Below are 21,193 nucleotides of genomic sequence, written 5' to 3'. Positions count from 1 at the left end.
AGCCTTCACAGGCACGAAGACAACGGGCCTTCCGGGATCCGCTGGATTCGTGTTGTACTGAACAAGCCCGGACCGGATTTTCCGGTCCGCCGAGACGCCGAGAGGAGGCGAGACCAGTGATCAGCTTCATCGAGACCCAGAAAATGACCGATCGTTCGGTCGTCGCCCCCTGCATGCTCGGCGCCTCGCTCCCGGGCACCGGTCTGTCCGCCTTCGGTCGGATGTCCGGTCTTGAGGTCTCCCGTGCCGCTTCCCCGGTGTTCCTGCCCGAGGCCAAGTGCGACGAGCGACCGACCCAGGCACCCGCAGTAGCGGCAGCGGCACAGGCAGCGGACCAGCATGCCTTCGCCGGCGCGGCGGCCAACGGTGCCGAATCCCGGAAGCAGTACCAGACGCAGCAGGACACGTGGGCCCACCGCGGGCACGAACCCTGGAGAGATCCAGCCTGATTCGCATGATCAGGTCGGCACCTTCCAGGGCCGCGGAACCCACACCGGGATCCGCGGCCCTTTTGCTTTGCCCATGAGCCCGGCCACCAGCCGGGCCGAACAGACGAGGAACACACCACCGTGCAACTCCAGACGCACACCCCGTCCGTCGCCACCGACCTGATCCCCCCGCCCGACTCCCAGGAGACCCCTTTGCTGCCCCTCACCGAGCTCGACGACGAGATCGACCGACTCGGCGCCGCCGTGCCGTGCCGTACCTACGACCCCGAGGTCTTCTTCGCCGAGACCCCGGCCGACGTGGAGTACGCCAAGTCCCTGTGCCAGACCTGTCCGGTGCGCGAGGCGTGTCTCGCCGGCGCCAAGGACCGTCGTGAGCCGTGGGGCGTCTGGGGCGGCGAACTGTTCGTCCAGGGCGTCGTGGTACCCCGCAAGCGTCCGCGTGGCCGTCCGCGCAAGAACCCGGTCGCGGCATGAAGCTCGGCGGCACGTACACCAGCGGCACAGGAACGATCGACCGTCCCGCCCAGCGGGACCCCCAGAAGCAGGACCCGATGAACCCCACTCTCACCGACACCACCGCACCAGCGAACTCCGGCGTGATCGAGTCGCGCCAGAACAGGACCCGTGAAATGCAACTCATCCCAGAAGCCCTGGCGCGCGCACATATGCAACAGCGCCTCCAGGAGGCCGAGTCCGAACGCAGGGCCCAGCGCCTCGCCACGGCCCGGCGCATGCAGCGTCGCGCCGAGCGGGCGTCGCTGCGCGCCCGGCGCGCTCTGGCCATGGCCGTCATGCAGTGACCTGCCGGCTGCCCGGCATCCGTACGGTGCCGGGCCGCCCGGCGGTGTCACCACCGCATCAGGCGGCCATCGCAACACCACACATCTCAGGGGCTGTCCAACTGGGCGGCCCCTGAGGCGTTGTGCCCCCTTTCCCGGCGGTGGCGGGGATATTGTCGGCTGATGAACCAGAAGACGTATGAACAGGCGGAGTTGACCACCGACGACACGGAGTGCGTCCAATGCGGCGCCACGGCCGAGGGCACCCCGGCCACCTGGACCTGCACCATCACCAACGGCACCCGCCAGCACCTCTGCGACACCTGCACCCGGGCCAGTCTCCGCGTCATCGAGTCCCACCTGGACCCGGTGCCGACCCGGTGAACGGCGGCCGGGGCCGGCGGCTTCGGCCTGCCGTACGCCTCAGACCGGCGGTGTCACCTCGGGTCGGCATCGCCTCAGGCCGGTGTCTCCTTCTGGGCGGCGTTGCTCTGTTCGGGTATGGACGGGGCGGGAGTGTCGGAGGTGTGGGAGGTATTGGCGTCGTCGTCGGCGGAGGTGTCGTCGGGGGTGAAGCCCGGGAGCCAGGACTCCAGCTCGTCGCGCAGGCGGACGGTGGCTCCCAACTGGCACAGGACGCCGATCGTGCTCAGCGTCACGCGGTGTATGAGCAGGTAGGAGGGGGGCAGGTTCAGTTGGCGGCCCAGTTGGTAGGCGGGGGAGCGGGGATCGGCGATACGCGCGGCCTGGGTCCGCATCCAGGAGCGGGTGAAGGTGAAGTCGTCCACCTGGGCCGGTTCGATGATCGGGAGCAGATAGTCCAGCACCGCGTCGGGGTCCAGTTCGATGGACTCCTTCACGAAGCCCTCCTCGCGCAGCAGCTCGTAGATCGCCTCGGCCTCGCCGTCGAGCGTCATGCGCAGTGAGGCGCCGATCGTGGACGGCAGGCCGCCCGGCAGCCGGTCGACCGTCCCGAAGTCCAGGACGCCCAGCCGCCACTGCTCCGGGGGGCCGTCGGGGGCGTCGCCGGTCAGCAGGCGGAAGTTGCCCGGGTGCGGGTCGGCGTGCAGCAGGCCGGTGCGTGCGGTGCCGGAGAAGAGGAAGCGGGCGAGGAGCTGCCCGGCCCGGTCGCGCTCCTCCTGGGAGCCGTTCGCGATGATCTCCGAGAGGGGGACGCCCTCCATCCACTCGGTCACCAGCACCTGGTCGCTCTGGTGGACCACCGCGGGCACCCGTACGTCGGGATCGTCGGCGAACTCCTCGGCGTGTGCCTGCTGGGCCTCGGCCTCCAGGGCGTAGTCCAGCTCCTCGGAGACCCGGTCACGCAGCTCGGTGATCAGCGGCTTGATGTCCATGCCGGGGATCAGCGGCCCGAGCAGCCGGGCGAAGCGGCCCAGTTGGGACAGGTCGGACAGCAGGGCCGCGCCCGCTCCCGGGTACTGGACCTTGACCGCCACCTCCCGGCCGTCGTGCCAGACCGCGCGGTGCACCTGGCCGATCGACGCGGCCGCCGACGGCTTGTCCTCGAACTCCGTGAACAGCTCGCGCCAGTCCGCCCCCAGCCGCTCCGCCAGGATCGCGTGCACCGAATCTGTCGGCATCGGCGGTGCGGCTTCCTGAAGTTTGGTGAGCGCGGCGCGGTACGGACCGGCGATCTCCTCCGGCAGCGCCGACTCGAAGACCGACAGCGCCTGCCCGAACTTCATGGCGCCGCCCTTCAGCTCGCCGAGCACCCGGAAGAGCTGATCGGCGGTCCGCTGTTGGAGCTCGCGGCCGACGATGTCCGCCGACCTGCCGCCGATCCGCTTGCCCAGCCCCCAGGTGGCGCGGCCGGCGAATCCCAGTGGCAGCGCGGCCAGCTTGGCGGTACGGGTGACCGCCTTGCGGGGAAGATCTGACATGCGCCCCTCCAACTCACACTGTCCCCAACCGGGGTTACTCCGCCATTGTTACGTGTCGCCGATGCGGATCGGAGGCGCCCGTGGCACCGTCCGGCCCCGCCGCGCCGCAGCCGCACTCCGGATGCGGCGCGACCCTGGTCGTCCGCCAGTCCGCACAGGGCAGCGCGACCTCGATCCGGGCTCCTGTGCAGGGTGGCAACTGACCGTCCAGGAACGCCAGCGCCTGCACGGCGGCCACCCCCGCCACCGCCGTCGCCAGCGCCGCGTCGCACGCCGGAACGGCCGGTGCGCCCCGCCCCGAGCGCCACTGGGCCAGCAGCCGCGGCCAGGCCGGCTCCGCGTCCGTACGCCGCAACTGGAGGCAGCCCGCACAGGAGGAGCCGCCCGGCAGGACCAGCGGGCCCACCACTCCGGTCCCTTCGACCACCCCGGCGAACACATGCGGGATTCCCGCGGCCACGAAGGGTTCGTACAGGACCGGGTCGGGCGCGTAGGCGGCGAGGCCGTCACGCGGCGCGATCACGACGAGCCCGAGGCCCGGCTCGCCCGCGTCCGACGGCCCGCTCCCGGGCCGGAGCCGCCGCGACCAGGGCGAGACGCGGTGCACCAGGCTGCGGGCCGCGGTGTCCCGGCGCGCACCGATCTGCTCCGCCCGCACCCCGCCCGGCACGACGTCCCAGGGCTCGACCTTCCCGCCGTCCTGCACCTCCACCCGCCCGACGCCCGCCGCCGAGAGCAGGGCCGCCACCGAAGAGCCCACCCGGCCGGCGCCGCGGACCCGCGCCCGTATGGCCCGGCGCGCCCCCATCCGCTCCAGTCCGCCCGCCGCCTCGGGGTGGCGTACTGACAGCGACGCGAGGTCCGCCCGGAGCCGGCCGAAGGCCGCGGAGTCGGCGCGCACCGTGTCGGCCGCGGGGCCGCCCGCCGACGGCGCGTCCAGCAGGCCCGCCTCCCCCAGCCGGTCCACCACCCGCCGCGCGTGCCCGTCCGGCAGACCCAGTTGGCCGGCGGCGTCCGCGAGCTGGTCCAGGCTGCGGGTGCCGTCGATCAAGGCCAGAAAACTCCCGGTGGCCGTGTCCACCGGGCCCAGTTCCACCGCGTGCGCCGGGGCCACCCCGAACCGCACCGTCTCCCGGTCCCGCCATCCGCGCCGCAGCGCGGGCTTGAGCATCGGATACATGAAGCCGCCCCCGTCGATCGGATCTCGTCCAGCGGTCCTCAGCATCCCGCGGCCACGCGACCGGCGTCGAAAGTTGTCCACAGCCCACAGGCAATAGTCATACAAGCCGTACCTGTCCGTGAGCGGTGCGTGAACATGGCGGAAGCCGGGGGCAAGACTTCCCGCACGGGCAGCGGGTAACGTCGGGGCGTGCCCGCCGACCCTTTGCGCCGAGCCGCAGACCCGCCACGCAGGACCGCCACGCGCCCCGCGACCGGGGGCCCCGCGACGAGCCCGGTCGAGGTGCGCAGAAGCTCGCGGCGACGCCGTACGGTCTCCGCCTACCGGGAGGGCGACCGCACCGTCGTCCTGATCCCGGCCCGGATGTCCGAGGCCGAGGAACGGCGCTGGGTCACGGTGATGCTGGACAAGCTCGCCGCGCAGGAGAGCAGGCGCAAGCTCGGCGACAGTGAGCTGGCCGAGCGCGCGGAGCGCCTGTCGGAGCAGTTCCTGGGCGGCCGCGCCCGGCCCGCCACGGTGCGCTGGGTCACCAACCAGAACACCCGCTGGGGCTCCTGCACCCCCGCCGAGGGCAGCATCCGCCTCTCGCACCGGCTCCAGGGCATGCCGGAGTACGTCGTCGACTACGTCCTCCTGCACGAGCTGGCGCATCTTCTGGTCCCCGGTCACGGGCAGCGTTTCTGGCAGCTTCTGGAGTCATACCCACGTACGGAGCGTGCGCGCGGCTATCTCGAAGGGGTGGTCGCGGCGGAGCGGCTGCCGCAACTGCCCGCGGCGCGTACGGAATAGGGCCGGTTCCGCCCGGTTCGCTCCGTGCCCGGCATCGTCCGCTGTCGGCGGCAGCGGTTAGCCTGGCGCGACGTCATCAGAGCGCGAAGCGGGAGCGGGGGACGGTCGTTACGTATGGCCAGGGAATTCCAGCGGGGCCACAAGGCCAGGATCAGTGACCTGACGGCCGGGACGGATCTGTACGTCGGCGTGCGGATCGCGGGTGCCGGCCTGACCTTCGACATAAGCTGCTTCGGCCTCGACGCGGACGAGCGGCTCTCCGACGACCGGTATTTCGTCTTCTTCAACCAGCCCGCGTCCCCCGAGGGGGCGGTTCAGCTCCTGGGTGCCCAGGCGGGCGACACCGAGTCCTTCCGGGTCACGCTCGACCGGATTCCGCAGCACATCCAGAAGCTGTCCTTCACCGCCACGCTCGACGGCGCGGGCCAGATGTCCCAGATCGGCCCCGGCTACCTGCGCATCGTCGCGGGCGGCGAGGAGGTCGCCCGCTACGCGTTCAACGGTGCCGAGTTCAGCACCGAGCGTGCCGTGATGCTCGGCGACTTCTACCTGAAGGACGTGTGGCGCTTCGCCGCGGTCGGGCAGGGCTTCGACGGTGGCCTGGAGGCGTTGCTGAAGAACTTCGGCGGTGAGGTCGCGGAAGAGGAGCCCGCGCCCGAGCCCGAGCCGGCGCCGCAGGGCGGTGTGCCGGGCTTCGCGCCGCCTGCCGCCTCCGAGCCCGCGCCGGGCTTCGCCGCCCCGGCACCACAGGGGCAGCCCGCCCCGCAGCCGCCTGCCCCGGCCTTCGGCGCGCCCCCGAGTGCGACCCAAGGCACCCCGCATAGCCAGCAGCCCCCGCCCCCGCCGCAGGTCCCGGCCCAGCCGCAGCCGCCGCAGGCCCAGCCACCCCAGCAGCCGGCTCCCCAGATGCACACGGCCCCGACCATCGCGGCGCCGATGGCGCCCCCCGGCGCACCGCCCGGCCCGTTCCCCGGTCAGCAGCCTCCGTACGGCCAGCCCCCGCACCAGCAGGCACCGCCGCCGTACGGCCAGCCGGGCCAGCCACCCCAGGCAGCACCCCAAGCGCCGCCCCAAGCTCCGCCCCAGGCCCCGTACGGCCAGCAGGTCGGCCCGTTCCCCGGTCAGCAGCCCCCGGCCCCGTACGGTGCGCCCCAGCACCAGCCCGCCCCGTACGGCCGGCCGCAGGCCCAGAGTGGCGGTCCCGGCCTCAGCGTCGTCCTGGAGAAGTACCGCGAAGCGCCCACGGGGCAGCGGTGGACCCCGCAGAACGAGAAGCTGATCCGCGCCGACCTCGGCGTCGACGGGCAGCCGGTGCTCGCCCGCCAGGGCAGCATGGTCCTCTACCAGGGCAAGGTCGACTTCGGCTACAAGGGCGCCGGCATCCGGGGCCGCATCGTGGGCAACGCCACCGGCCAGGAGATGCAGCTAATGCGCTGCACGGGCCAGGGCCAGGTGTTCTTCGCGGACAACAGCGCCCATGTGCATCCCATCGAGCTCCAGGGTGACGCGATCTGCGTGTCGGCCGAGAGCGTGGTCGCCTTCGACGAGTCGCTCCAGTACGAGACCCGCCGCATCGAAGGGCACGGCATCCCGGGCGGCGCGCTGTTCACCATGCAGTTCCAGGGCAGCGGCACGGTCGTCGTCAAGACCCAGGGCACCCCGGTCGTCCTCCCGGTCACCCCGACCACCTTCGCGGACGCCAACGCCGTCGTCGCCTGGTCGGCGGCCTCGCAGGTGATCATCTCCAGCCAGGTGAGCCTGCGGCGCAGCGCGTACCCGGGACACTCCGGAGAGACCGTGAACCTCCAGTTCCGCGGCGCGCCCGGAAACTTCGTCGTCGTCCAGCCCTACGAGGTCTGAGGGAGCCCGCCATGTACGAACAGCACACCCCGGGCCACGCCCCGGCCGCACCCGCCGCCCGTATGGAGAACCACGGCAGCGCCATGGTGAAGATCGCCATGCAGAGCGGCCAGGACGTCTTCGCCCGCACCGGCTCGATGGTCGCCTACGAGGGCTTCGTCCAGTACGAGCCCAACCCGCCCGCGGTCCGCCAGATGGCCTCCCAGTGGCTGACCGGCGAGGGCGCGCCGCTGATGAAGTGCACCGGCGACGGCCTGCTCTACCTCGCCGACTACGGCGCGGACGTCGTCTGCGTCCACCTCGACGGCGACTCGATCTCCGTCAACGGCACCAACCTGCTGGCCTTCGACGCCCACCTCCAGTGGGGCGTGCAGCGCGTGAAGGGCATGGCGAAGTTCGCCGGGCAGGGGCTCTTCAACGTCGGTATATCGGGCACCGGCTGGGTCGCGCTGACCTCCCGCGGCACCCCGATCGTGGTGGACTGCGGCCGCGGCGAGGACGAGACCTACGTCGACCCGGACGCGCTCGTCGCCTGGTCCACGAACCTGAAGATGAAGGGCAAGCGCAGCTTCAAGGCGTCCTCGATGATCGGGCGCGGCAGCGGCGAGGCGTACCAGCTCGGCTTCTCCGGCCAGGGCTTCGTCGTCGTACAGCCCAGTGAGGACAGCACCGACCGGCTCCGGGCCCGGGGCTGAGGGGGAGGACGTCAAGCCATCATGCAGAGTCCGCTTTTCGCCTACACCGAGGCGCAGACCCAGGACCGGTACGTCCTGCAGAACCCGCAGCTTCTGCGGGTCGCCCTGCAGGGCCACGAGGACCTGCTCGCCCGTAAGGGCAGCATGGTCGCCTATCAGGGGCTGCTGGAGTTCGACGGGAACTACCGGACGCCGGGGCAGCAGCGCGCCCACGCCGCCTCCGGTGAGGGCCTGGACCTGATGCGCGTCTCCGGGCAGGGCATCGTCTACCTGGCCAACCTCGCGCAGTACGTGCACGTCATGGACGTCGACCACGACGGCCTGACCGTGGACAGCAGCTATGTGCTGGCACTGGACTCCGGCCTCCACTGGGAGGTTGTCTCGGTGGACAGCCAGTACGGGATCTCCGGCACCGGCAAGTACCAGCTCAACATCTCCGGCCGCGGCAAGGTCGTGCTGATGACCTCGGGCCAGCCGCTGATGATGCAGGTCACCCCGGACAAGTACGTCAACGCCGACGCGGACGCGGTGGTCGCCTGGTCCGCCTCGCTGCGGGTGCAGATGCAGGCACAGACGCACTCCTCGGGCGTGTGGCGGCGCCGGGGGAACACCGGTGAGGGCTGGGAGCTGAGCTTCCTGGGGCAGGGGTACGCGCTCGTCCAGCCGAGCGAGCTGCTGCCGCCGCAGAACGCGGCGATCGGGTCCGGTCCGGCCGCCCAGTTCGGCATGGGGCAGCAGGGCGCCCACGGCCAGAACCAGGGAAACATCTTCACCAACTGAGGCGCGCAGGCCGGCCCACCGGACCGCATGCAGCGGCCGCCCGCGCCCTCTCCGTACGATCCGTACGAGAGGGCGCGGGCGGCCGTCACGCGTCCTACAGGAGCGCCCGCGTGCGCTCCACGAGGCGCACGACCGAGTCGTCCGCCACCGACGCCACCTCGTCGTACGGGAACCAGCGCAGATCCAGCGACTCGTCGCTGATCACCGCCTCGGCGCCCTCGGGCGCCAGCGCCGCGTACTGCACGTCCAGATGCCACGCGCACGGCGTCAGATGCCGGTCCAGGCGCACCGGCCCGCCCAGCAGCGTCAGCCCGGACGCGATCCCGGACTCCTCGCGGGCCTCGCGCAGCGCCGCGTCCGCGAGCGTGGCGTCCTCGGGCTCGCAGTGCCCGCCCATCTGGAGCCACATCTGGAGCTTGCGGTGCAGCGTCAGCAGCACCCGCCCGCGCGCCGGGTCGATGACCAGGGCACTGGCGGTGATGTGCCCGTCCTTGCAGGGCTTGCCCATGCCGTCGGGGTGGGCCGCCAGATGGTCCAGGTAGGAGAGCCGCAGCCGCTCCTGCTCAGGGGACGGCGCGGGCCACTCCTTGAGGACCCGCGCCGCGTCGTCGTGAAGGCTCACTTCTCGCCGTCGCCCTTGTCGCCGTCGCCGGGCTTGCCGCCCTCCTCGGAGCCGCCCTGGGCGCCGCCTTCGCCGGTCTCCTTGGACAGGTCCGGCTTCCCGGCGCCGCCCGCGGCCTCACCGAGCATCTTGTCCAGCTCGGAGAAGTCGAGCTGCTCGTGGTGGACGAAGCCGTCCGGATCGTCCAGGTCGGCGGCCGTCGGCAGCATGTCCGGGTGCTCCCAGAGCGCGTCCCGGCCGTCCAGGCCGCGCGCGTCCGTCAGCAGGGCCCACAGCCGCGAGGCGTCCCGCAGGCGCCGCGGACGCAGCTCCAGACCGATGAGGGTGGCAAAGGTCTGCTCGGCCGGGCCGCCGGTCGCCCGGCGCCGCCGCAGCGTCTCGCGCAGCGCGTCGGCCGACGGCAGGTGCGGGGAGGCGGCGGCGTGCACCACCGCGTCCACCCAGCCCTCGACGAGGGCCAGCGCCGTCTCCAGACGGGCCAGCGCCGCCTTCTGCTCCGGGGTGTCCTCGGGCTGGAACATGCCCTGCTGGAGGGCGTTCTGCAGCTCCTCGGGGTGCTGCGGGTCGAGCTGGCCGACCACGTCCTCCAGCTTGGTCGTGTCGACCTTGATCCCGCGGGCGTAGCCCTCGACCGCGCCGAACAGATGCGAGCGCAGCCACGGCACATGGGCGAAGAGGCGCTGGTGGGCGGCCTCGCGCAGGGCCAGGTAGAGCCGGACCTCCTCCTCGGGGACGCCGAGGCCGGAGCCGAAGTTGGCGATGTTGCCCGGCAGCAGCGCGGCCTTGCCGGCCGGCCCCAGGGGCAGCCCGACGTCCGTGGAGCCGACGACCTCACCGGCCAGCACGCCCAGCGCCTGCCCGATCTGCGTGCCGAACATGGCGCCGCCCATGGAGCGCATCATGCCGAGCAGCGGGCCCGCCATGGCCTGCATCTCCTCGGGCAGGACGTCGCCCATGGCCGCGCCGACGCGCTCCGCGACCGGGTCCACCAGGTCCTTCCACACCGGCAGGGTCTCCTCGACCCACTCCGCGCGGCTCCACGACAGCACCGTGCTCGCGCCCGACGGCAGCGACGTCACGCCGTCCAGCCACAGGTCGGCGAGGCGCACGGCCTCTTCGAGGGCCGCCCGCTCACCGGGGGAGACGCTGGCGTCCTTGGTGCCGTCCTCGGCGCCCTGCGCGACGGTCTGCCGCGCGATGTCCTTGGCCATGTCCCAGTTCACCGGGCCGCCCTCGTACGAGAGCATCTGGCCCAGCTTCTGGAAGGCGGCGCCAAGATCGCCAGGGTTCATCTCGCCACCAGGACCGCCCATGCCGCCGAAGAGCGCCGCGAACGGGTTGTCCGCGCCGCCGCTCCCGCCGCCGAATCCGAACGGGTTCGCGGGGCCCTGGCTACCTCCCTGGCCGCCCTTCTTCTTGCCGTTGTCGCCGTCCTCCGGCTCCTCCGGCGGAAGGCCGAATCCAAATGGGGTGTCACTCACGGGTTTCCTCGGCTCGTAGGGCCGCCGGCCCGGGGCCGGCGGCGGCTGCCCGACATTCTCTTCCAGCCTAGACACCCGCCCCGCATCGGGGCTCGGTGCTTCGCCGTCCCGGTGCCTGCGGCAGGATGGACGCCACCTGGTACGTACGCGTCAGCACGCCTACGCACTGAAGACAACCGCTGGAGACGCCCGGTGAGTTCCCCAGATCCGTCCGTTCGCGCAGCGCGAAACGAAGCTGCCGAGACCGAGCACGCAGGAAAACAGGCGGACGGCGCGCCCGCCCGGCCGCTGCGCCGTCCCGTCGTCGCGGTCACCGGCGCCGCCTCCGGCGTGGGTGCCCTGCTGACCCAGGCGCTGGCCGAGTCCGACGAGGTCAAGCGGGTGGTGGCCATCGACGAGCGGCGCGGCGAGACCGCCGGGGCGCACTGGCACGTCCTGGACGTCCGGGACCCGGCCATCGCCGACAAGCTGCGCGGCGCCGACGTCGTCGTGCACCTCGCCGTCGACCTCGACCTGGAGACCGACGCCGCGGCCCGTACGGCGTACAACGTGCGCGGTACGCAGACGGTCCTCACGGCCGCCGCGGCCGCCGGCGTGCACCGGGTCGTGCTCTGCACCTCCGCCATGGTCTACGGCGCGCTCCCCGACAACGACGTGCCGCTGGCCGAGGACGCCGAGCTGCGGGCCACCGCCGACGCCACCGGGGTCGGCGACCTCCTGGAGATCGAGCGCCTGGCGCACCGCGCGCCCCGCGCGCACCCCGGCCTGAACGTCACCGTCCTGCGCCCCACCGTCCTGGTCGGCGGCACGGACACCGCGCTGACCCGCTACTTCGAGTCGCCGCGGCTGCTGGTCGTCGCCGGTTCCCGCCCCGCCTGGCAGTTCTGCCATGTGGAGGACCTGGTCAGCGCCCTGGAGTACGCCGCGCTGGAGAAGGTCGAGGGCGAGCTGGCGGTGGGCTGCGACGGGTGGCTGGAGCAGGAGGAGGTCGAGGAGCTGTCCGGCATCCGGCGCATGGAGCTGCCGTCCTCGGTGGCGCTCGGCGCCGCCGCCCGGCTGCACCGCATCGGCCTCACGCCGTCGCCCGCCGGAGACCTGGCCTACACGATGCACCCGTGGGTGGTCAGCGGCAGCCGCCTCCACGAGGCGGGCTGGCGCCCCCGGTGGACGAACGAAGAGGTGCTGGCCGAGCTGCTGGAGGAGGTCGCGGGCCGGCATACGGTCGCGGGCCGCCGCCTGGGCCGCAAGGACGCCACCGCGGCCGGAGCGGCCGGCGCGACGGTCGCCCTCCTGGGCACCGCTGCCCTGGTCCGGCGCGCCCGTAAGGCGCGCCGGCGGATCTGAGGGGCGGGGGCGCTCCATCCTGGCTGCGGGGAGGCCCCGTACTGCCGCGGGCTAGCCTCCGTACGGCTGCGGGGGCCCGTACGGCTGTGGAGAACCCTCCGTGCGGTCGCGGGAAGCCTTGCGCCGCCCCCGGGCCCGCGCCCGCGTCCTCCCGCGCCTGTAGAAGCCTCCAACCCGCCCCGCCGCAGGACCGGCGGAAAGCCCATGCCCCGCGCCGCCGCCCCGTACGGCACGATGGAGCCATGCCAGGCACGTATGACCACCCGGGCGAGCAGGGCGCGGCGGACGCGATCCGCCTCCTCGCGGTCCGTGACACCCCGCTGTCCTTGGACGAGGTCTTCGCGGCCGTCGGCGATCCCGCCGCCGGCGGCACGGCCCTGTTCGTCGGTACGGTCCGCTCGCACGACGGCGGCGCCGACGTCGACGCTCTCGGGTACTCGGCGCACCCGAGCGCCGAGGCGGAACTGCGCCGCGTCGCCGAGAAGGTGGCCGCCGACTTCCCCGTACGCGCGATGGCCGCGGTGCACCGCGTGGGCGAGCTGGCCGTCGGCGACCTGGCGGTCGTCGTGGCGGTCTCCTGTCCGCATCGTGCGGAGGCGTTCGCGGCCTGCCGACGGCTGATCGACGACCTCAAGCACGAGGTGCCGATCTGGAAGAACCAGCGCTTTTCGGACGGTACGCAGGAGTGGGTCGGCGCTTGCTGACGGCCGGTTTCCGGCGGTGGCGTGCGTTCCGGGCGGCGTCGGTAAAGCCTTTACGCGCGCTCCAGTTGCGTAACCCGCCCCCTGGCGTAAGCGTTGACCTGGCAGATGGTTAATCTGCTTATTCGTCGTTGCGGTTGTTACAAGGGGTCGGGAGGCCGCTATGGGAGCGCTCCTCTGGTTGACGATTCCGGTTCTCGCCGTCATCGCCGCCGTCGTGTGGAGCAGTTGGGCATCACGCAACCGCAGGACCGGGGACGTCGCGGAACTGGCAGGCTATGCGCGGTTCCGGGAGGCGATGGAGAAGCCCGAGAAGGCACATTCCGGTTCCGACGCGGCATGAGCATGTCGGGCTGAGCCGGGGTACGGCCGGGGCCGTGGCCGCCGTACGCGGACGCAAGCGGCCGCCAGGGCTCCGGTTCTCCGCCACGCTCCCGCCGCCCCGTTCGCGGCGGCTCCGGTTCGCCGCGTCCGGTGCTCCGCGCCCCGCTCCGCACCCCGTTCCGCCCGTCCCCGGACGGACCGGCCCCGAGGGCCGGGTGTCGGACGCGTCCCGTACTGTCGTTCCATGCCACGCCGCACCGCGACGCTGCTCGCCTCTCTCGTGATGCTGATTGCGCTGATCTGCGCCGGGATGGTGATTCCCGTTCCGTATTCCGAGATGTACCCGGGGCCCACGACCAACACCCTGGGTGAGGACGAGGGTGAGCCGGTGCTCCAGATATCCGGCCACAAGACGTACCCGACCTCCGGCCACCTGGACATGGTCACCGTCCGGGTCACCGGCGCGGAGTACCGCATGAACCTCTTCGCCTCGGTCGTCGGCTGGCTCAAGCACGACAGCCTCGTGGTGCCCCACAAGACGCTCTACCCGGAGGGCCAGACGGCGGAGCAGTCCGACCAGCAGAACGCCGAGGAGTTCACCCAGTCCCTGGAGAGCGCCAAGGTCGCCGCGTTCAAGCAGCTTGGTATCCCGGTGGGCTCCCAGACGGTCGTGGCATCCGTCGTCAAGGACGCCCCCGCGGACGGCAAGCTGCACGCCGGAGACGTGATCAAGGCCGTGGACGGTACGGCGGTCAAGGCCAACACGGACGTCGCCGAACTGGTCACCAAGCACAAGCCGGGCGAGCAGGCCGTCTTCACGGTCATCCCGGCCAAGGAGGCGGCCGCGGCCCAGAAGAAGGGCAAGCGGCCCGAAGGCCCCACCAAGGACGTCGCCGTCACGACCGCGAAGGCGAAGGACGGCCGGTCCGTCGTGGGCATCCAGGCCGGTATCGACTACACCTTCCCGTTCAACGTCGACATCAAGCTGGCCGACGTCAGCGGCCCCAGCGCCGGGCTGATGTTCGCCCTCGGGATCATCGACAAGCTCACGCCCGAGGACCTGACCGGCGGGAAGTTCGTGGCCGGTACGGGCACGATAGACGCCGACGGCAAGGTCGGCCCGATCGGCGGCATCGCGATGAAGGTGGTCGGCGCGCGCAACAAGGGCGCCGAGTACTTCCTCACGCCCAAGGACAACTGCGCGTCCGTCGTCGACGACCACCCGGACGGCCTGCGCCTGGTCAAGGTGGACACCATCCAGGACGCGCTGAAGTCCCTGGAGAAGATCCGCAAGGGCGACACGGCCGGCCTGCCGAGCTGCCCCGCGAACAAGTAGGCGGGCCCCGGGCCGGGGCGCCCGCCCCGGCCCCGGACGGGCCGCGGTGTCAGCTCTCGAAGGTGGCGGACAGCGCGTCCGCCAGCCCCGGCACGAGCTGCGAGCCGGTCAGCACCTCGGACGTGGCGTCCTTCTCCCGCAGCCGCAGCGCCGACTCGCGCGTGCCGTCCCGCAGCACCGCCACCGTCATCCGCACCTCCTGGCGGTCCGGGTGGCCGGCGACCCACTTGGCGAGCTGGGCCTCGTCCATACCCTCCGGTACGGAGTCCTCGGCGGACGGCGGCAGCATCAGCCGCTCCACGGTCATCGCGCAGCCGGCCACCGCGTCCGGCCAGCCGATGGTGGCCAGGAACTCGTCCAGCGGGGCGCCGGCCGGGATCTCGTCCTGCTCGACCGGGGTCAGCGAGGCGGTGGTGGAGTCGTCGATACCGAGCTGTTCGGCGAGCGAGGGTTCCTGCTCGCGGAGCTGAGCGGTGTCCACGAGGGCGAAAAGACGGGCGGGCTGGTCCCAGCCGAGCCCGGCGGCGTACTCGTCGATTTCGAGTACGGCACGGGTCAGCGGGCTGGCGGCGAGGGGGGTGCCGTCGACGGGAAGGTTGTTCATGCTCAATATCGTGCCCTGCCGACCCCGGAAAACGGGAACCGAGTAAAGCCTTAGTAAGTTGCAACAGTGGGTCCTAGTATCGCCGGGCCTGCTCAACACGACAGCGAACTTCGAGGTGCGCACCTTGGCTTTCCAGATGCCGGACCGCGGCGGAGGCCCGACAGGGCCACGGATCAGAGTCGGCCGACCGTCCCGGCGGATCCGGACCCTGCTCATGACACTGGGCGTGCTGGCCGTGCTGGCCATGCTCTTCGTCATGTTCTCCGGGTTCTGGACCGACTGGCTCTGGTACCGGTCGGTCAAATTCTCCTCGGTCTTCACCACCACGCTGTGGACGAAGATCGGACTGTTCGCCGCCTTCGGTGCCCTGATGGCCGCCGCGGTCGGTGTCAACATCTGGCTGGCGCACCGGCTGCGGCCGCCGCTGAGCGCGATGTCCATGGAGCAGCAGAGCCTGGACCGCTACCGGATGGGCATCGCCCCGTACAAGAAGTGGGCGCTGCTCGCGGTCACCGCGGTGGTGGGCCTGATCGCCGGGGCCTCGGCCTCGGGCCAGTGGCGTACGTGGCTCCAGTGGGTGAACGGCGTGCCGTTCGGCCAGAAGGACCCCCAGTTCGGCAAGGACGTGGCGTTCTACGCCTTCGACCTGCCCTGGTACCGCTTCCTGCTCAGCTTCGGCTTCGCCTGCGCGGTGCTGTGCCTGATCGCCGCGGCGCTCACGCACTACCTGTACGGCGGGCTGCGCGTCACGAGCCCCGGCTCCCGCGCGACGGCCGCCGCCACCGGTCACCTCTCGGTGGTGCTGGGCATCTTCGTGTCGCTCAAGGCCGTCGCGTACTGGCTCGACCGGTACGGCCTGGCGGTGAAGTCCAGCGGGCTGAAGTCCGCCGACGGCTGGACCGGCCTGCGCTACGTGGACGCCAACGCCTACCTGCCCGCCAAGACGATCCTGTTCTTCATCGCGGCGATCTGCGCGGTGCTCTTCTTCGCGACGCTGTGGCGCCGTACCTGGCAGCTCCCGGTCATCGGCTTCGGCCTGATGGTGCTCTCCGCGGTCCTCATCGGCGGCCTGTACCCGGCCATCGTGCAGAAGTTCCAGGTCCAGCCGAACGAGCAGGCCAAGGAAGCGCCGTACATCAAGCAGAACATCAAGGCGACCCGCGACGCGTACGACATCGACGGTGTCGACGTGCAGAGCTACAACGGCAACTACAAGCCGAAGGACGACACGGACCGGCAGAAGCTGCGGGACGCCGCCGACACCACGGCGAGCGTGCGGCTGCTCGACCCGAACGTGGTCTCCCCGTCCTTCCAGCAGCGCCAGCAGGTCCGGAGCTACTACCAGTTCCCGTCGACGCTCGACGTCGACCGGTACAAGGACAAGGACGGCAAGGACCAGGACACCGTCATCGGTCTGCGTGAGCTGAACCTGAACGGCGTCTCCGAGCGGAACTGGATCAACGACCACTTCAAGTACACCCACGGGTTCGGCGCGGTGGCGGCCAAGGGCACCACGTTCGCCGAGGGCGGCGAGCCGGCCTACACCGAGAGCGAGCTGCCCTCGAAGGGCCAGTTCGGCCCGTACGAGCAGCGGGTGTACTACGGCGAGAAGACCACCCAGTACTCGATCGTGGGCGGGCCGCAGAAGGAGCTGGACTACTCCTCCGACAAGAGTGGCGAGAAGAGTTACAGCTATACGGGCAAGAGCGGAGTGAATCTCGCCAACCCGATCAACCGCGCCGCCTACGCGGTCGCGTTCGGCGAGCCGCAGATCCTCTACTCGGGCGCCATCGGCGAGGGCTCGCGGATCCTGTACAACCGCACGCCCAAGGAGCGCGTGGAGGCGGTCGCCCCCTGGCTGACCATCGACGGCGACGCCTACCCGGCGGTCATCGACGGCCGGATCAAGTGGATCGTCGACGCCTACACGACGAGCAACGGCTACCCGTACGCCTCGCGCACCACGCTCGGCGACACCACCGCCGACTCGCTCACCGACGGTCAGCGGGCGGTCGTCGCCCAGCAGAACCAGGTCAATTACATCCGCAACTCGGTCAAGGCCACGGTCGACGCCTACGACGGCTCGGTCAAGCTCTACGAGTGGGACACCAAGGACCCGGTCCTGAAGACCTGGATGAAGTCGTTCCCGGGCACGGTCGAGAAGAAGAGCTCCATCAGCAAGTCCCTGATGGAGCACATGCGCTACCCGCAGGACCTGTTCAAGGTGCAGCGCCAGTTGCTGACGACGTACCACGTCACCGACCCGAACACCTTCTACACGGGCAGCGAGCGCTGGCAGGTCCCGAACGACCCGACGAACAAGTCGGGCAACTCCGTGCCGCCGTACTACCAGAGCCTGAAGATGCCGGACCAGAAGGCCCAGACCTTCGCGCTCACCACGACGTTCACCCCCAACAAGCGGGACAACCTGGGGGCGTTCATGGCGGTCGACGCCAACGCCACCAGTGGTGACTACGGCAAGATCAGAGTGCTGAAACTGCCGTCCCAGACACCGGTGCCGGGACCGCAGCAGGTGCAGTCGAAGTTCAACTCCGATCCGAAGATCGCCAACGAGCTGAACATCCTGAAGAAACTCGGTGACTCCGAGATCGAGTACGGCAACCTGCTGACCGTCCCGATGAACGGCGGTCTGCTGTACGTGGAGCCGGTCTATCTGCGCGGCGCGGGCACCAACTATCCGCTGCTGAAGAAGGTGCTGGTCAGCTACGGCGAGAACGACCCCGTGCTGGGCAACAACCTGGCCGAGGCGCTCGATGTCGTGTTCGGCAAGAAGCCGCCGGGCTCCGGCACGGAGCAGCCGCCGTCCAACGGCGGTGACACGGGGCAGCAGCCGCCCGCCGACCAGACGGTGCAACAGGCCCTCGACGACGCCGTGAAGGCGTACGAGGACGGCGAGAAGGCCCGCAAGGAAGGCGACTGGGCCGGTTACGGCGACGCGCAGAAGAAGCTGAAGGCGGCCCTGGACCGGGCGGCCGAGGCGGAGAAGAAGTCCGCACAGAAGGGTGACGCCGGCAAGAACGGCGGCACCGGCGGAGGCTGATCCGCGGCCCGGCCCCTGGCAGACTGCCGGCGGGCCGGGCACCCCCTCCGCGCCGTGGTACCGTGGACACACAACGGCGCGGGGTGGAGCAGCTCGGTAGCTCGCTGGGCTCATAACCCAGAGGTCGCAGGTTCAAATCCTGTCCCCGCTACTGAAGAACGAAGGCCCGGATCCTTGGGATCCGGGCCTTCGTCATGTGTGGCGCGACACGCCCGGACGGGCGCGCCTTTCCCGGATGTGAACGGACGTGGAGGAGAACGGAGTTTGGCATGTCTCTGTATCGGGAAGTCGACAAAACGCTGTAGTGACCTCACTGGCTGCGGTATACCAGGTGTACGCGGGTTGCGGGTGGTGCGACGATGGCCCTCATGGGGGACAAGGCAAGGTTGTTGGAGACAGGCCGGTTTGTGCACGCGCCCGACGACGGGCGCGAATCCGGGACACCGGGCGGACGGGACACCGTGCTTCCGGACCAGCGTGATGCCGACATGCCGCTGGACGTGATCGAGGCCGACGCCGCCGCGGAGGCGTCCGAAGCCGTGACCGAGGCCCACCACCGCCGGGCCGCCGAAGCCGGCGACACCGGGGCCATGAGCGTGCTGGGCGCGATGCTGCTGCGCCGCGGCGACCTGGACGGCGCCGAACCGTACCTGCGCTCCGCCACCGCGGCCGGCGACCGCGCGGCCGCCAACAACCTGGGCGTCCTGCTGCACCAGCGCGGGTACGCGGACGAGGCGGCGGGCTGGTGGCGGATCGCCGCCGTCGCCGGATCCGCCGCGGCCGCCCACGCGCTCGGCCGCTTCTACCGGGAGCGCGGCGACGAGCCCGCCGCCGAGTACTGGCTGCGCCAGTCCGCCGAGTCGGGGCACTGCCTCGGCGCGTACGCCCTCGCCGACCTCCTGGAGCACCGCGGCGACGTGGGCGCCGAGCGCTGGTTCCGGGCCGCCGCCGAGCGCGGGCACCGCGAAGCCGCGTACCGCCTCGCCCGCCTGCTGGACGACCGCGCCAACGCCCTGGGCGGCGACGGCATCCCGGACGCCGAGGCCGAGCAGTGGTACCGCCAGGCCGCCGCACGCGGGCACCGCCGCGCCGCACTCCACCTGGGCACGCTCCTGGAGGAGCGCGGCGACACCCAGGAGGCCGGCCGCTGGTACCTGACCGCGGCCAAGGGCGGTGAGGCGCGGGCCGCCTGCGCCCTCGGCTTCCTGCTGCGCGACGCGGGCGACGAGGAGAGCGCCGCCGAGTGGTGGCGCCGCGCCGCCCAGGACGGCGACGGCAATGCCGCCAACGCGCTGGGCGCGCTGCACGCCGACCGCGGCGAGACGCAGACCGCCGAACGCTGGTACCGCGCCGCACTGGACGCGGGCGACGTGAACGGCGCGTACAACATCGGCCTGCTCTGCGCCGAACAGGGCCGCGAGGGCCGTGGCGAACAGTGGTACCGCCGCGCCGCCTACGCGGGACACCGCGAGGCCGCCAACGCGCTCGCCATCATGCTGCTCCAGCGCGGCGACTCGGCGGGCGCCGAGCCGTGGTTCTCCAAAGCAGCCGAGGCGGGCAGCGTGGACGCCGCCTTCAACCTCGGCATCCTGTACGCGGAGCGCGGCGCGGAGCGGATGGCGCACGAGTGGTACGAGCGTGCCGCCGCGGCCGGTCACACCGAGGCCGCGCTCCAGGTCGCCATCGTCCAACTGCGCGACGGTGACACGGAGGACGCCGAGCGGAACCTGCGCTGCGCGGCGGAGGGCGGCAGCGCCGAGGCCGCGTTCCGCCTCGCCGACCTGCTGGACCGCCGCGACGGCGGCGCGGTCGAGCGGCGGCAGGACGACGAGTGCACCCGGTGGTACGAGCACGCCGCGCGGCAGGGGCACCGGCGTGCCCAGGTTCGGGTTGGCATGTTCGCGGCGGCGCGGGGCGATGTGGTCGAGGCCGCGCGCTGGTACCGCGCCGCGGCCGAGGCGGGCAGCCGCAACGGCGCCTTCAACCTCGGCCTGCTGCTGGCCCGGGAGGGCAGCCTGCCCGAGGCCGCCCTGTGGTGGACCCGCGCCGCCGAGGACGGACACGGGCGCGCAGCCCTGCGCCTGGCCCTGCTCGCCGCCCGGCGCGGCGCACTGGCCGAGGGGCACCAGTGGTGCCGGCGGGCCGTGGAGCTGGGGCCGCCGGAGGTCGCGGAGCGCGCGGCGCGGCTGCGCGAGGCGCTCCAGGAGGAGCTGACGGCGTGAGGATGTCGTACGGGGTGGCGCAGGCCGCCTCGTACGCCGCCGCCATCTGCCGCCCGGCCCCGAGGGCGCCGTCGGCCCACTGGCCCCAAGGCAACGGAACGTGATTTGCGCTGGTCGTCGCGGTGCGGTTACAGTAGACACACAACGGCGCGGGGTGGAGCAGCTCGGTAGCTCGCTGGGCTCATAACCCAGAGGTCGCAGGTTCAAATCCTGTCCCCGCTACTGAAGACGAAGGCCCGGATTCTCAGGAATCCGGGCCTTCGTCGTATCCGCCTACGGAGCGGGGGCGCGGGCGCGTCATTCGCCGGTGCGTTCGCCCTTCGGGCCCCGGCCGCGTTCGGTGCGCGGCCCTCGGCTGCGCCATCCCTCCTCGCCCTGGAGGGTCTCGTTGGCCTCCTCGTTGGCGTGCTGATCGTTGATTCCGCTGTTTTCGGCGTCCTTGCGGAGCCGGGCGCGGCGCTTGTCGTAGTCCTTGCTGCCGGGCTCGGGCATGGTGGACCACCTCCTGGGCCCCGGGTGCCCCGGTGATTCCGGCGAAAACGCCACCAAGCGGTCACTGCCCTCGCGGCTTGACCTCGTACCGCTGCCCCAGGTCCGGGTCCTCGACCCCTTGCAGCTCGCTGGCCACCCGGAACTTGGCGACCAGATCGTGCACCAGGACGCGGGTCTCTTCCGGCTCCCGCCCGGAGCGCCGCGCGATGTCCTGGAGGTACACGCCGTCGCCGCCGTGTTCCGCCTGTGCCTCGGTGAGCGCCCGGAGGGTCTCCTCGTGGGCCGAGGTGTAGCCCCTGCCGTCCCCGTACGAGGGCAGCGGCGCGGCGCGCTCGGGAGGCGGGGGCGCCGGCTCGTGCGGTTCGCCCTGCTTGCCGCGGTGCCGCGCCGCGATCCGCTCTTCGTGCGCCGCCTTCTCCGGCTCGTGCGTGCGTTGCTTCGAGGCGCCGGTGGTCACCTGCCGGGCGCTGGGGGCCTCGCCGGCCGCACGGGCCTCACGGGCCGCCGCGCGGCGCTGGTCCTCGTCGCCTTCGACCTTCTTGCGCACCATCGGTACGGTCCCTTCCTGGTCGG

Annotated in this window: 21 protein-coding genes and 2 tRNA genes; 16 read left to right on the top strand and 7 right to left on the bottom strand. The window is 71.8% G+C overall.

Translation table 11 applies throughout. The features are described from left to right. Positions 1-116: 116 nt before the first annotated feature. The 4 genes from EJG53_RS13790 (at position 117) to EJG53_RS13775 (ending at position 1,612) form a co-directional block, all read left to right on the top strand. Positions 117-449, top strand: a complete 333-nt coding sequence (locus tag EJG53_RS13790) for a hypothetical protein (protein WP_125045095.1) — start codon at positions 117-119, stop codon at positions 447-449. A gap of 120 nt (positions 450-569) precedes the next feature. Next, a complete protein-coding gene (locus tag EJG53_RS13785) occupies positions 570-923 on the top strand; it encodes a WhiB family transcriptional regulator (RefSeq protein ID WP_003984433.1) in 354 nt (117 codons plus the stop codon). Next, positions 920-1,249, top strand: a complete 330-nt coding sequence (locus EJG53_RS13780; protein ID WP_125045094.1) for a hypothetical protein — start codon at positions 920-922, stop codon at positions 1,247-1,249. Before EJG53_RS13785 ends, EJG53_RS13780 begins: the two co-directional genes overlap by 4 nt. A gap of 162 nt (positions 1,250-1,411) precedes the next feature. Beyond that, positions 1,412-1,612, top strand: a complete 201-nt coding sequence (locus EJG53_RS13775) for a hypothetical protein (protein ID WP_125045093.1) — start codon at positions 1,412-1,414, stop codon at positions 1,610-1,612. A 74-nt stretch (positions 1,613-1,686) separates the two neighbouring features. Here EJG53_RS13775 and EJG53_RS13770 read toward each other — a convergent pair whose 3' ends face one another. Beyond that, positions 1,687-3,129, bottom strand: a complete 1,443-nt coding sequence (locus EJG53_RS13770; RefSeq protein ID WP_125045092.1) for an ABC1 kinase family protein — start codon at positions 3,127-3,129, stop codon at positions 1,687-1,689. A gap of 34 nt (positions 3,130-3,163) precedes the next feature. Continuing rightward, entirely contained in the window at positions 3,164-4,309 is a 1,146-nt protein-coding gene (locus EJG53_RS13765; protein WP_125045091.1) for a TOMM precursor leader peptide-binding protein, read from the bottom strand. A gap of 189 nt (positions 4,310-4,498) precedes the next feature. On the opposite strand from EJG53_RS13765, the gene EJG53_RS13760 reads away from it, so the two are divergent. The 4 genes from EJG53_RS13760 (at position 4,499) to EJG53_RS13745 (ending at position 8,433) form a co-directional block, all read left to right on the top strand. Then, complete coding sequence (locus tag EJG53_RS13760; RefSeq protein ID WP_125045090.1) at positions 4,499-5,098, top strand: M48 metallopeptidase family protein; 600 nt, start codon at positions 4,499-4,501, stop codon at positions 5,096-5,098. A gap of 114 nt (positions 5,099-5,212) precedes the next feature. Further along, positions 5,213-6,958, top strand: a complete 1,746-nt coding sequence (locus tag EJG53_RS13755) for a TerD family protein (RefSeq protein ID WP_125045089.1) — start codon at positions 5,213-5,215, stop codon at positions 6,956-6,958. An 11-nt stretch (positions 6,959-6,969) separates the two neighbouring features. Then, entirely contained in the window at positions 6,970-7,653 is a 684-nt protein-coding gene (locus tag EJG53_RS13750) for an AIM24 family protein (RefSeq protein ID WP_125045088.1), read from the top strand. Positions 7,654-7,674: 21 nt separating this feature from the next. Continuing rightward, positions 7,675-8,433, top strand: a complete 759-nt coding sequence (locus EJG53_RS13745) for an AIM24 family protein (protein WP_125045087.1) — start codon at positions 7,675-7,677, stop codon at positions 8,431-8,433. A 94-nt stretch (positions 8,434-8,527) separates the two neighbouring features. Here the strand turns inward: EJG53_RS13745 and EJG53_RS13740 are convergent, their stop codons facing one another. Together EJG53_RS13740 and EJG53_RS13735 are read right to left on the bottom strand one after the other, a co-directional pair. After that, positions 8,528-9,055 (bottom strand): NUDIX hydrolase, encoded by a 528-nt coding sequence (locus EJG53_RS13740; protein ID WP_125045086.1) that lies wholly within the window; start codon positions 9,053-9,055, stop codon positions 8,528-8,530. Next, complete coding sequence (locus EJG53_RS13735; RefSeq protein WP_125045085.1) at positions 9,052-10,536, bottom strand: zinc-dependent metalloprotease; 1,485 nt, start codon at positions 10,534-10,536, stop codon at positions 9,052-9,054. Before EJG53_RS13735 ends, EJG53_RS13740 begins: the two co-directional genes overlap by 4 nt. Positions 10,537-10,728: 192 nt before the next feature. On the opposite strand from EJG53_RS13735, the gene EJG53_RS13730 reads away from it, so the two are divergent. The 4 genes from EJG53_RS13730 (at position 10,729) to EJG53_RS13715 (ending at position 14,241) form a co-directional block, all read left to right on the top strand. Continuing rightward, positions 10,729-11,880 carry an SDR family oxidoreductase gene (locus tag EJG53_RS13730; RefSeq protein ID WP_125045084.1) on the top strand — a complete coding sequence of 384 codons (1,152 nt, stop codon included), beginning with the start codon at positions 10,729-10,731 and terminating at the stop codon, positions 11,878-11,880. A gap of 242 nt (positions 11,881-12,122) precedes the next feature. After that, on the top strand, positions 12,123-12,584 hold the full coding sequence (locus tag EJG53_RS13725) for a molybdenum cofactor biosynthesis protein MoaE (RefSeq protein ID WP_030022102.1): 462 nt from the start codon (positions 12,123-12,125) through the stop codon (positions 12,582-12,584). Positions 12,585-12,744: 160 nt separating this feature from the next. Further along, positions 12,745-12,924: a hypothetical protein gene (locus EJG53_RS13720; RefSeq protein ID WP_031001097.1), complete on the top strand. Its 180-nt coding sequence runs from the start codon at positions 12,745-12,747 to the stop codon at positions 12,922-12,924. 225 nt (positions 12,925-13,149) lie between these two features. Further along, positions 13,150-14,241 carry a YlbL family protein gene (locus EJG53_RS13715; protein WP_125045083.1) on the top strand — a complete coding sequence of 364 codons (1,092 nt, stop codon included), beginning with the start codon at positions 13,150-13,152 and terminating at the stop codon, positions 14,239-14,241. Positions 14,242-14,290: 49 nt separating this feature from the next. On the opposite strand, the gene EJG53_RS13710 is transcribed toward EJG53_RS13715, so the two are convergent. After that, entirely contained in the window at positions 14,291-14,845 is a 555-nt protein-coding gene (locus tag EJG53_RS13710) for a PPA1309 family protein (protein WP_031001102.1), read from the bottom strand. A 136-nt stretch (positions 14,846-14,981) separates the two neighbouring features. Here EJG53_RS13710 and EJG53_RS13705 point away from each other — a divergent pair, with 136 nt between their 5' ends. The 4 genes from EJG53_RS13705 to EJG53_RS13690 all read left to right on the top strand — a co-directional run bounded on the left by EJG53_RS13705 (position 14,982) and on the right by EJG53_RS13690 (position 20,350). Further along, a complete protein-coding gene (locus EJG53_RS13705; RefSeq protein ID WP_125049354.1) occupies positions 14,982-17,906 on the top strand; it encodes a UPF0182 family membrane protein in 2,925 nt (974 codons plus the stop codon). 77 nt (positions 17,907-17,983) lie between these two features. Next, positions 17,984-18,057: transfer RNA gene (locus EJG53_RS13700), tRNA-Met, on the top strand. Between the two features lie 208 nt (positions 18,058-18,265). Further along, positions 18,266-20,128 carry a tetratricopeptide repeat protein gene (locus tag EJG53_RS13695; RefSeq protein WP_174856403.1) on the top strand — a complete coding sequence of 621 codons (1,863 nt, stop codon included), beginning with the start codon at positions 18,266-18,268 and terminating at the stop codon, positions 20,126-20,128. A gap of 148 nt (positions 20,129-20,276) precedes the next feature. Continuing rightward, a tRNA-Met gene (locus tag EJG53_RS13690) sits at positions 20,277-20,350 on the top strand. A 75-nt stretch (positions 20,351-20,425) separates the two neighbouring features. Here the strand turns inward: EJG53_RS13690 and EJG53_RS13685 are convergent. Together EJG53_RS13685 and EJG53_RS13680 are read right to left on the bottom strand one after the other, a co-directional pair. Beyond that, complete coding sequence (locus tag EJG53_RS13685; RefSeq protein WP_125045082.1) at positions 20,426-20,620, bottom strand: hypothetical protein; 195 nt, start codon at positions 20,618-20,620, stop codon at positions 20,426-20,428. Between the two features lie 61 nt (positions 20,621-20,681). After that, on the bottom strand, positions 20,682-21,170 hold the full coding sequence (locus EJG53_RS13680; protein ID WP_125045081.1) for a hypothetical protein: 489 nt from the start codon (positions 21,168-21,170) through the stop codon (positions 20,682-20,684). Between the last annotated feature and the right edge of the window lie 23 nt (positions 21,171-21,193).

Origin of the sequence: Streptomyces chrestomyceticus JCM 4735, from assembly GCF_003865135.1 — a bacterium.
Taxonomy (GTDB): Bacteria; Actinomycetota; Actinomycetes; order Streptomycetales; family Streptomycetaceae; genus Streptomyces; species Streptomyces chrestomyceticus.
Note: the sequence above shows the minus strand (reverse complement) of the source record. Positions and strands in the feature narration are given on the sequence as shown.

Excerpts from the sequence above, each read along its gene's own strand:
- EJG53_RS13745 (WP_125045087.1), top strand. The coding sequence starts at position 7,675 with ATGCAGAGTCCGCTTTTCGCCTACACCGAGGCGCAGACCCAGGACCGG.
- EJG53_RS13685 (WP_125045082.1), bottom strand. The coding sequence starts at position 20,620 with ATGCCCGAGCCCGGCAGCAAGGACTACGACAAGCGCCGCGCCCGGCTC.
- EJG53_RS13705 (WP_125049354.1), top strand. The coding sequence starts at position 14,982 with ATGCCGGACCGCGGCGGAGGCCCGACAGGGCCACGGATCAGAGTCGGC.
- EJG53_RS13710 (WP_031001102.1), bottom strand. The coding sequence starts at position 14,845 with ATGAACAACCTTCCCGTCGACGGCACCCCCCTCGCCGCCAGCCCGCTG.
- EJG53_RS13770 (WP_125045092.1), bottom strand. The coding sequence starts at position 3,129 with ATGTCAGATCTTCCCCGCAAGGCGGTCACCCGTACCGCCAAGCTGGCC.
- EJG53_RS13765 (WP_125045091.1), bottom strand. The coding sequence starts at position 4,309 with ATGTATCCGATGCTCAAGCCCGCGCTGCGGCGCGGATGGCGGGACCGG.
- EJG53_RS13695 (WP_174856403.1), top strand. The coding sequence starts at position 18,266 with ATGGCCCTCATGGGGGACAAGGCAAGGTTGTTGGAGACAGGCCGGTTT.
- EJG53_RS13715 (WP_125045083.1), top strand. The coding sequence starts at position 13,150 with ATGCCACGCCGCACCGCGACGCTGCTCGCCTCTCTCGTGATGCTGATT.
- EJG53_RS13720 (WP_031001097.1), top strand. The coding sequence starts at position 12,745 with ATGGGAGCGCTCCTCTGGTTGACGATTCCGGTTCTCGCCGTCATCGCC.
- EJG53_RS13775 (WP_125045093.1), top strand. The coding sequence starts at position 1,412 with ATGAACCAGAAGACGTATGAACAGGCGGAGTTGACCACCGACGACACG.
- EJG53_RS13780 (WP_125045094.1), top strand. The coding sequence starts at position 920 with ATGAAGCTCGGCGGCACGTACACCAGCGGCACAGGAACGATCGACCGT.
- EJG53_RS13755 (WP_125045089.1), top strand. The coding sequence starts at position 5,213 with ATGGCCAGGGAATTCCAGCGGGGCCACAAGGCCAGGATCAGTGACCTG.
- EJG53_RS13750 (WP_125045088.1), top strand. The coding sequence starts at position 6,970 with ATGTACGAACAGCACACCCCGGGCCACGCCCCGGCCGCACCCGCCGCC.
- EJG53_RS13725 (WP_030022102.1), top strand. The coding sequence starts at position 12,123 with ATGCCAGGCACGTATGACCACCCGGGCGAGCAGGGCGCGGCGGACGCG.
- EJG53_RS13680 (WP_125045081.1), bottom strand. The coding sequence starts at position 21,170 with ATGGTGCGCAAGAAGGTCGAAGGCGACGAGGACCAGCGCCGCGCGGCG.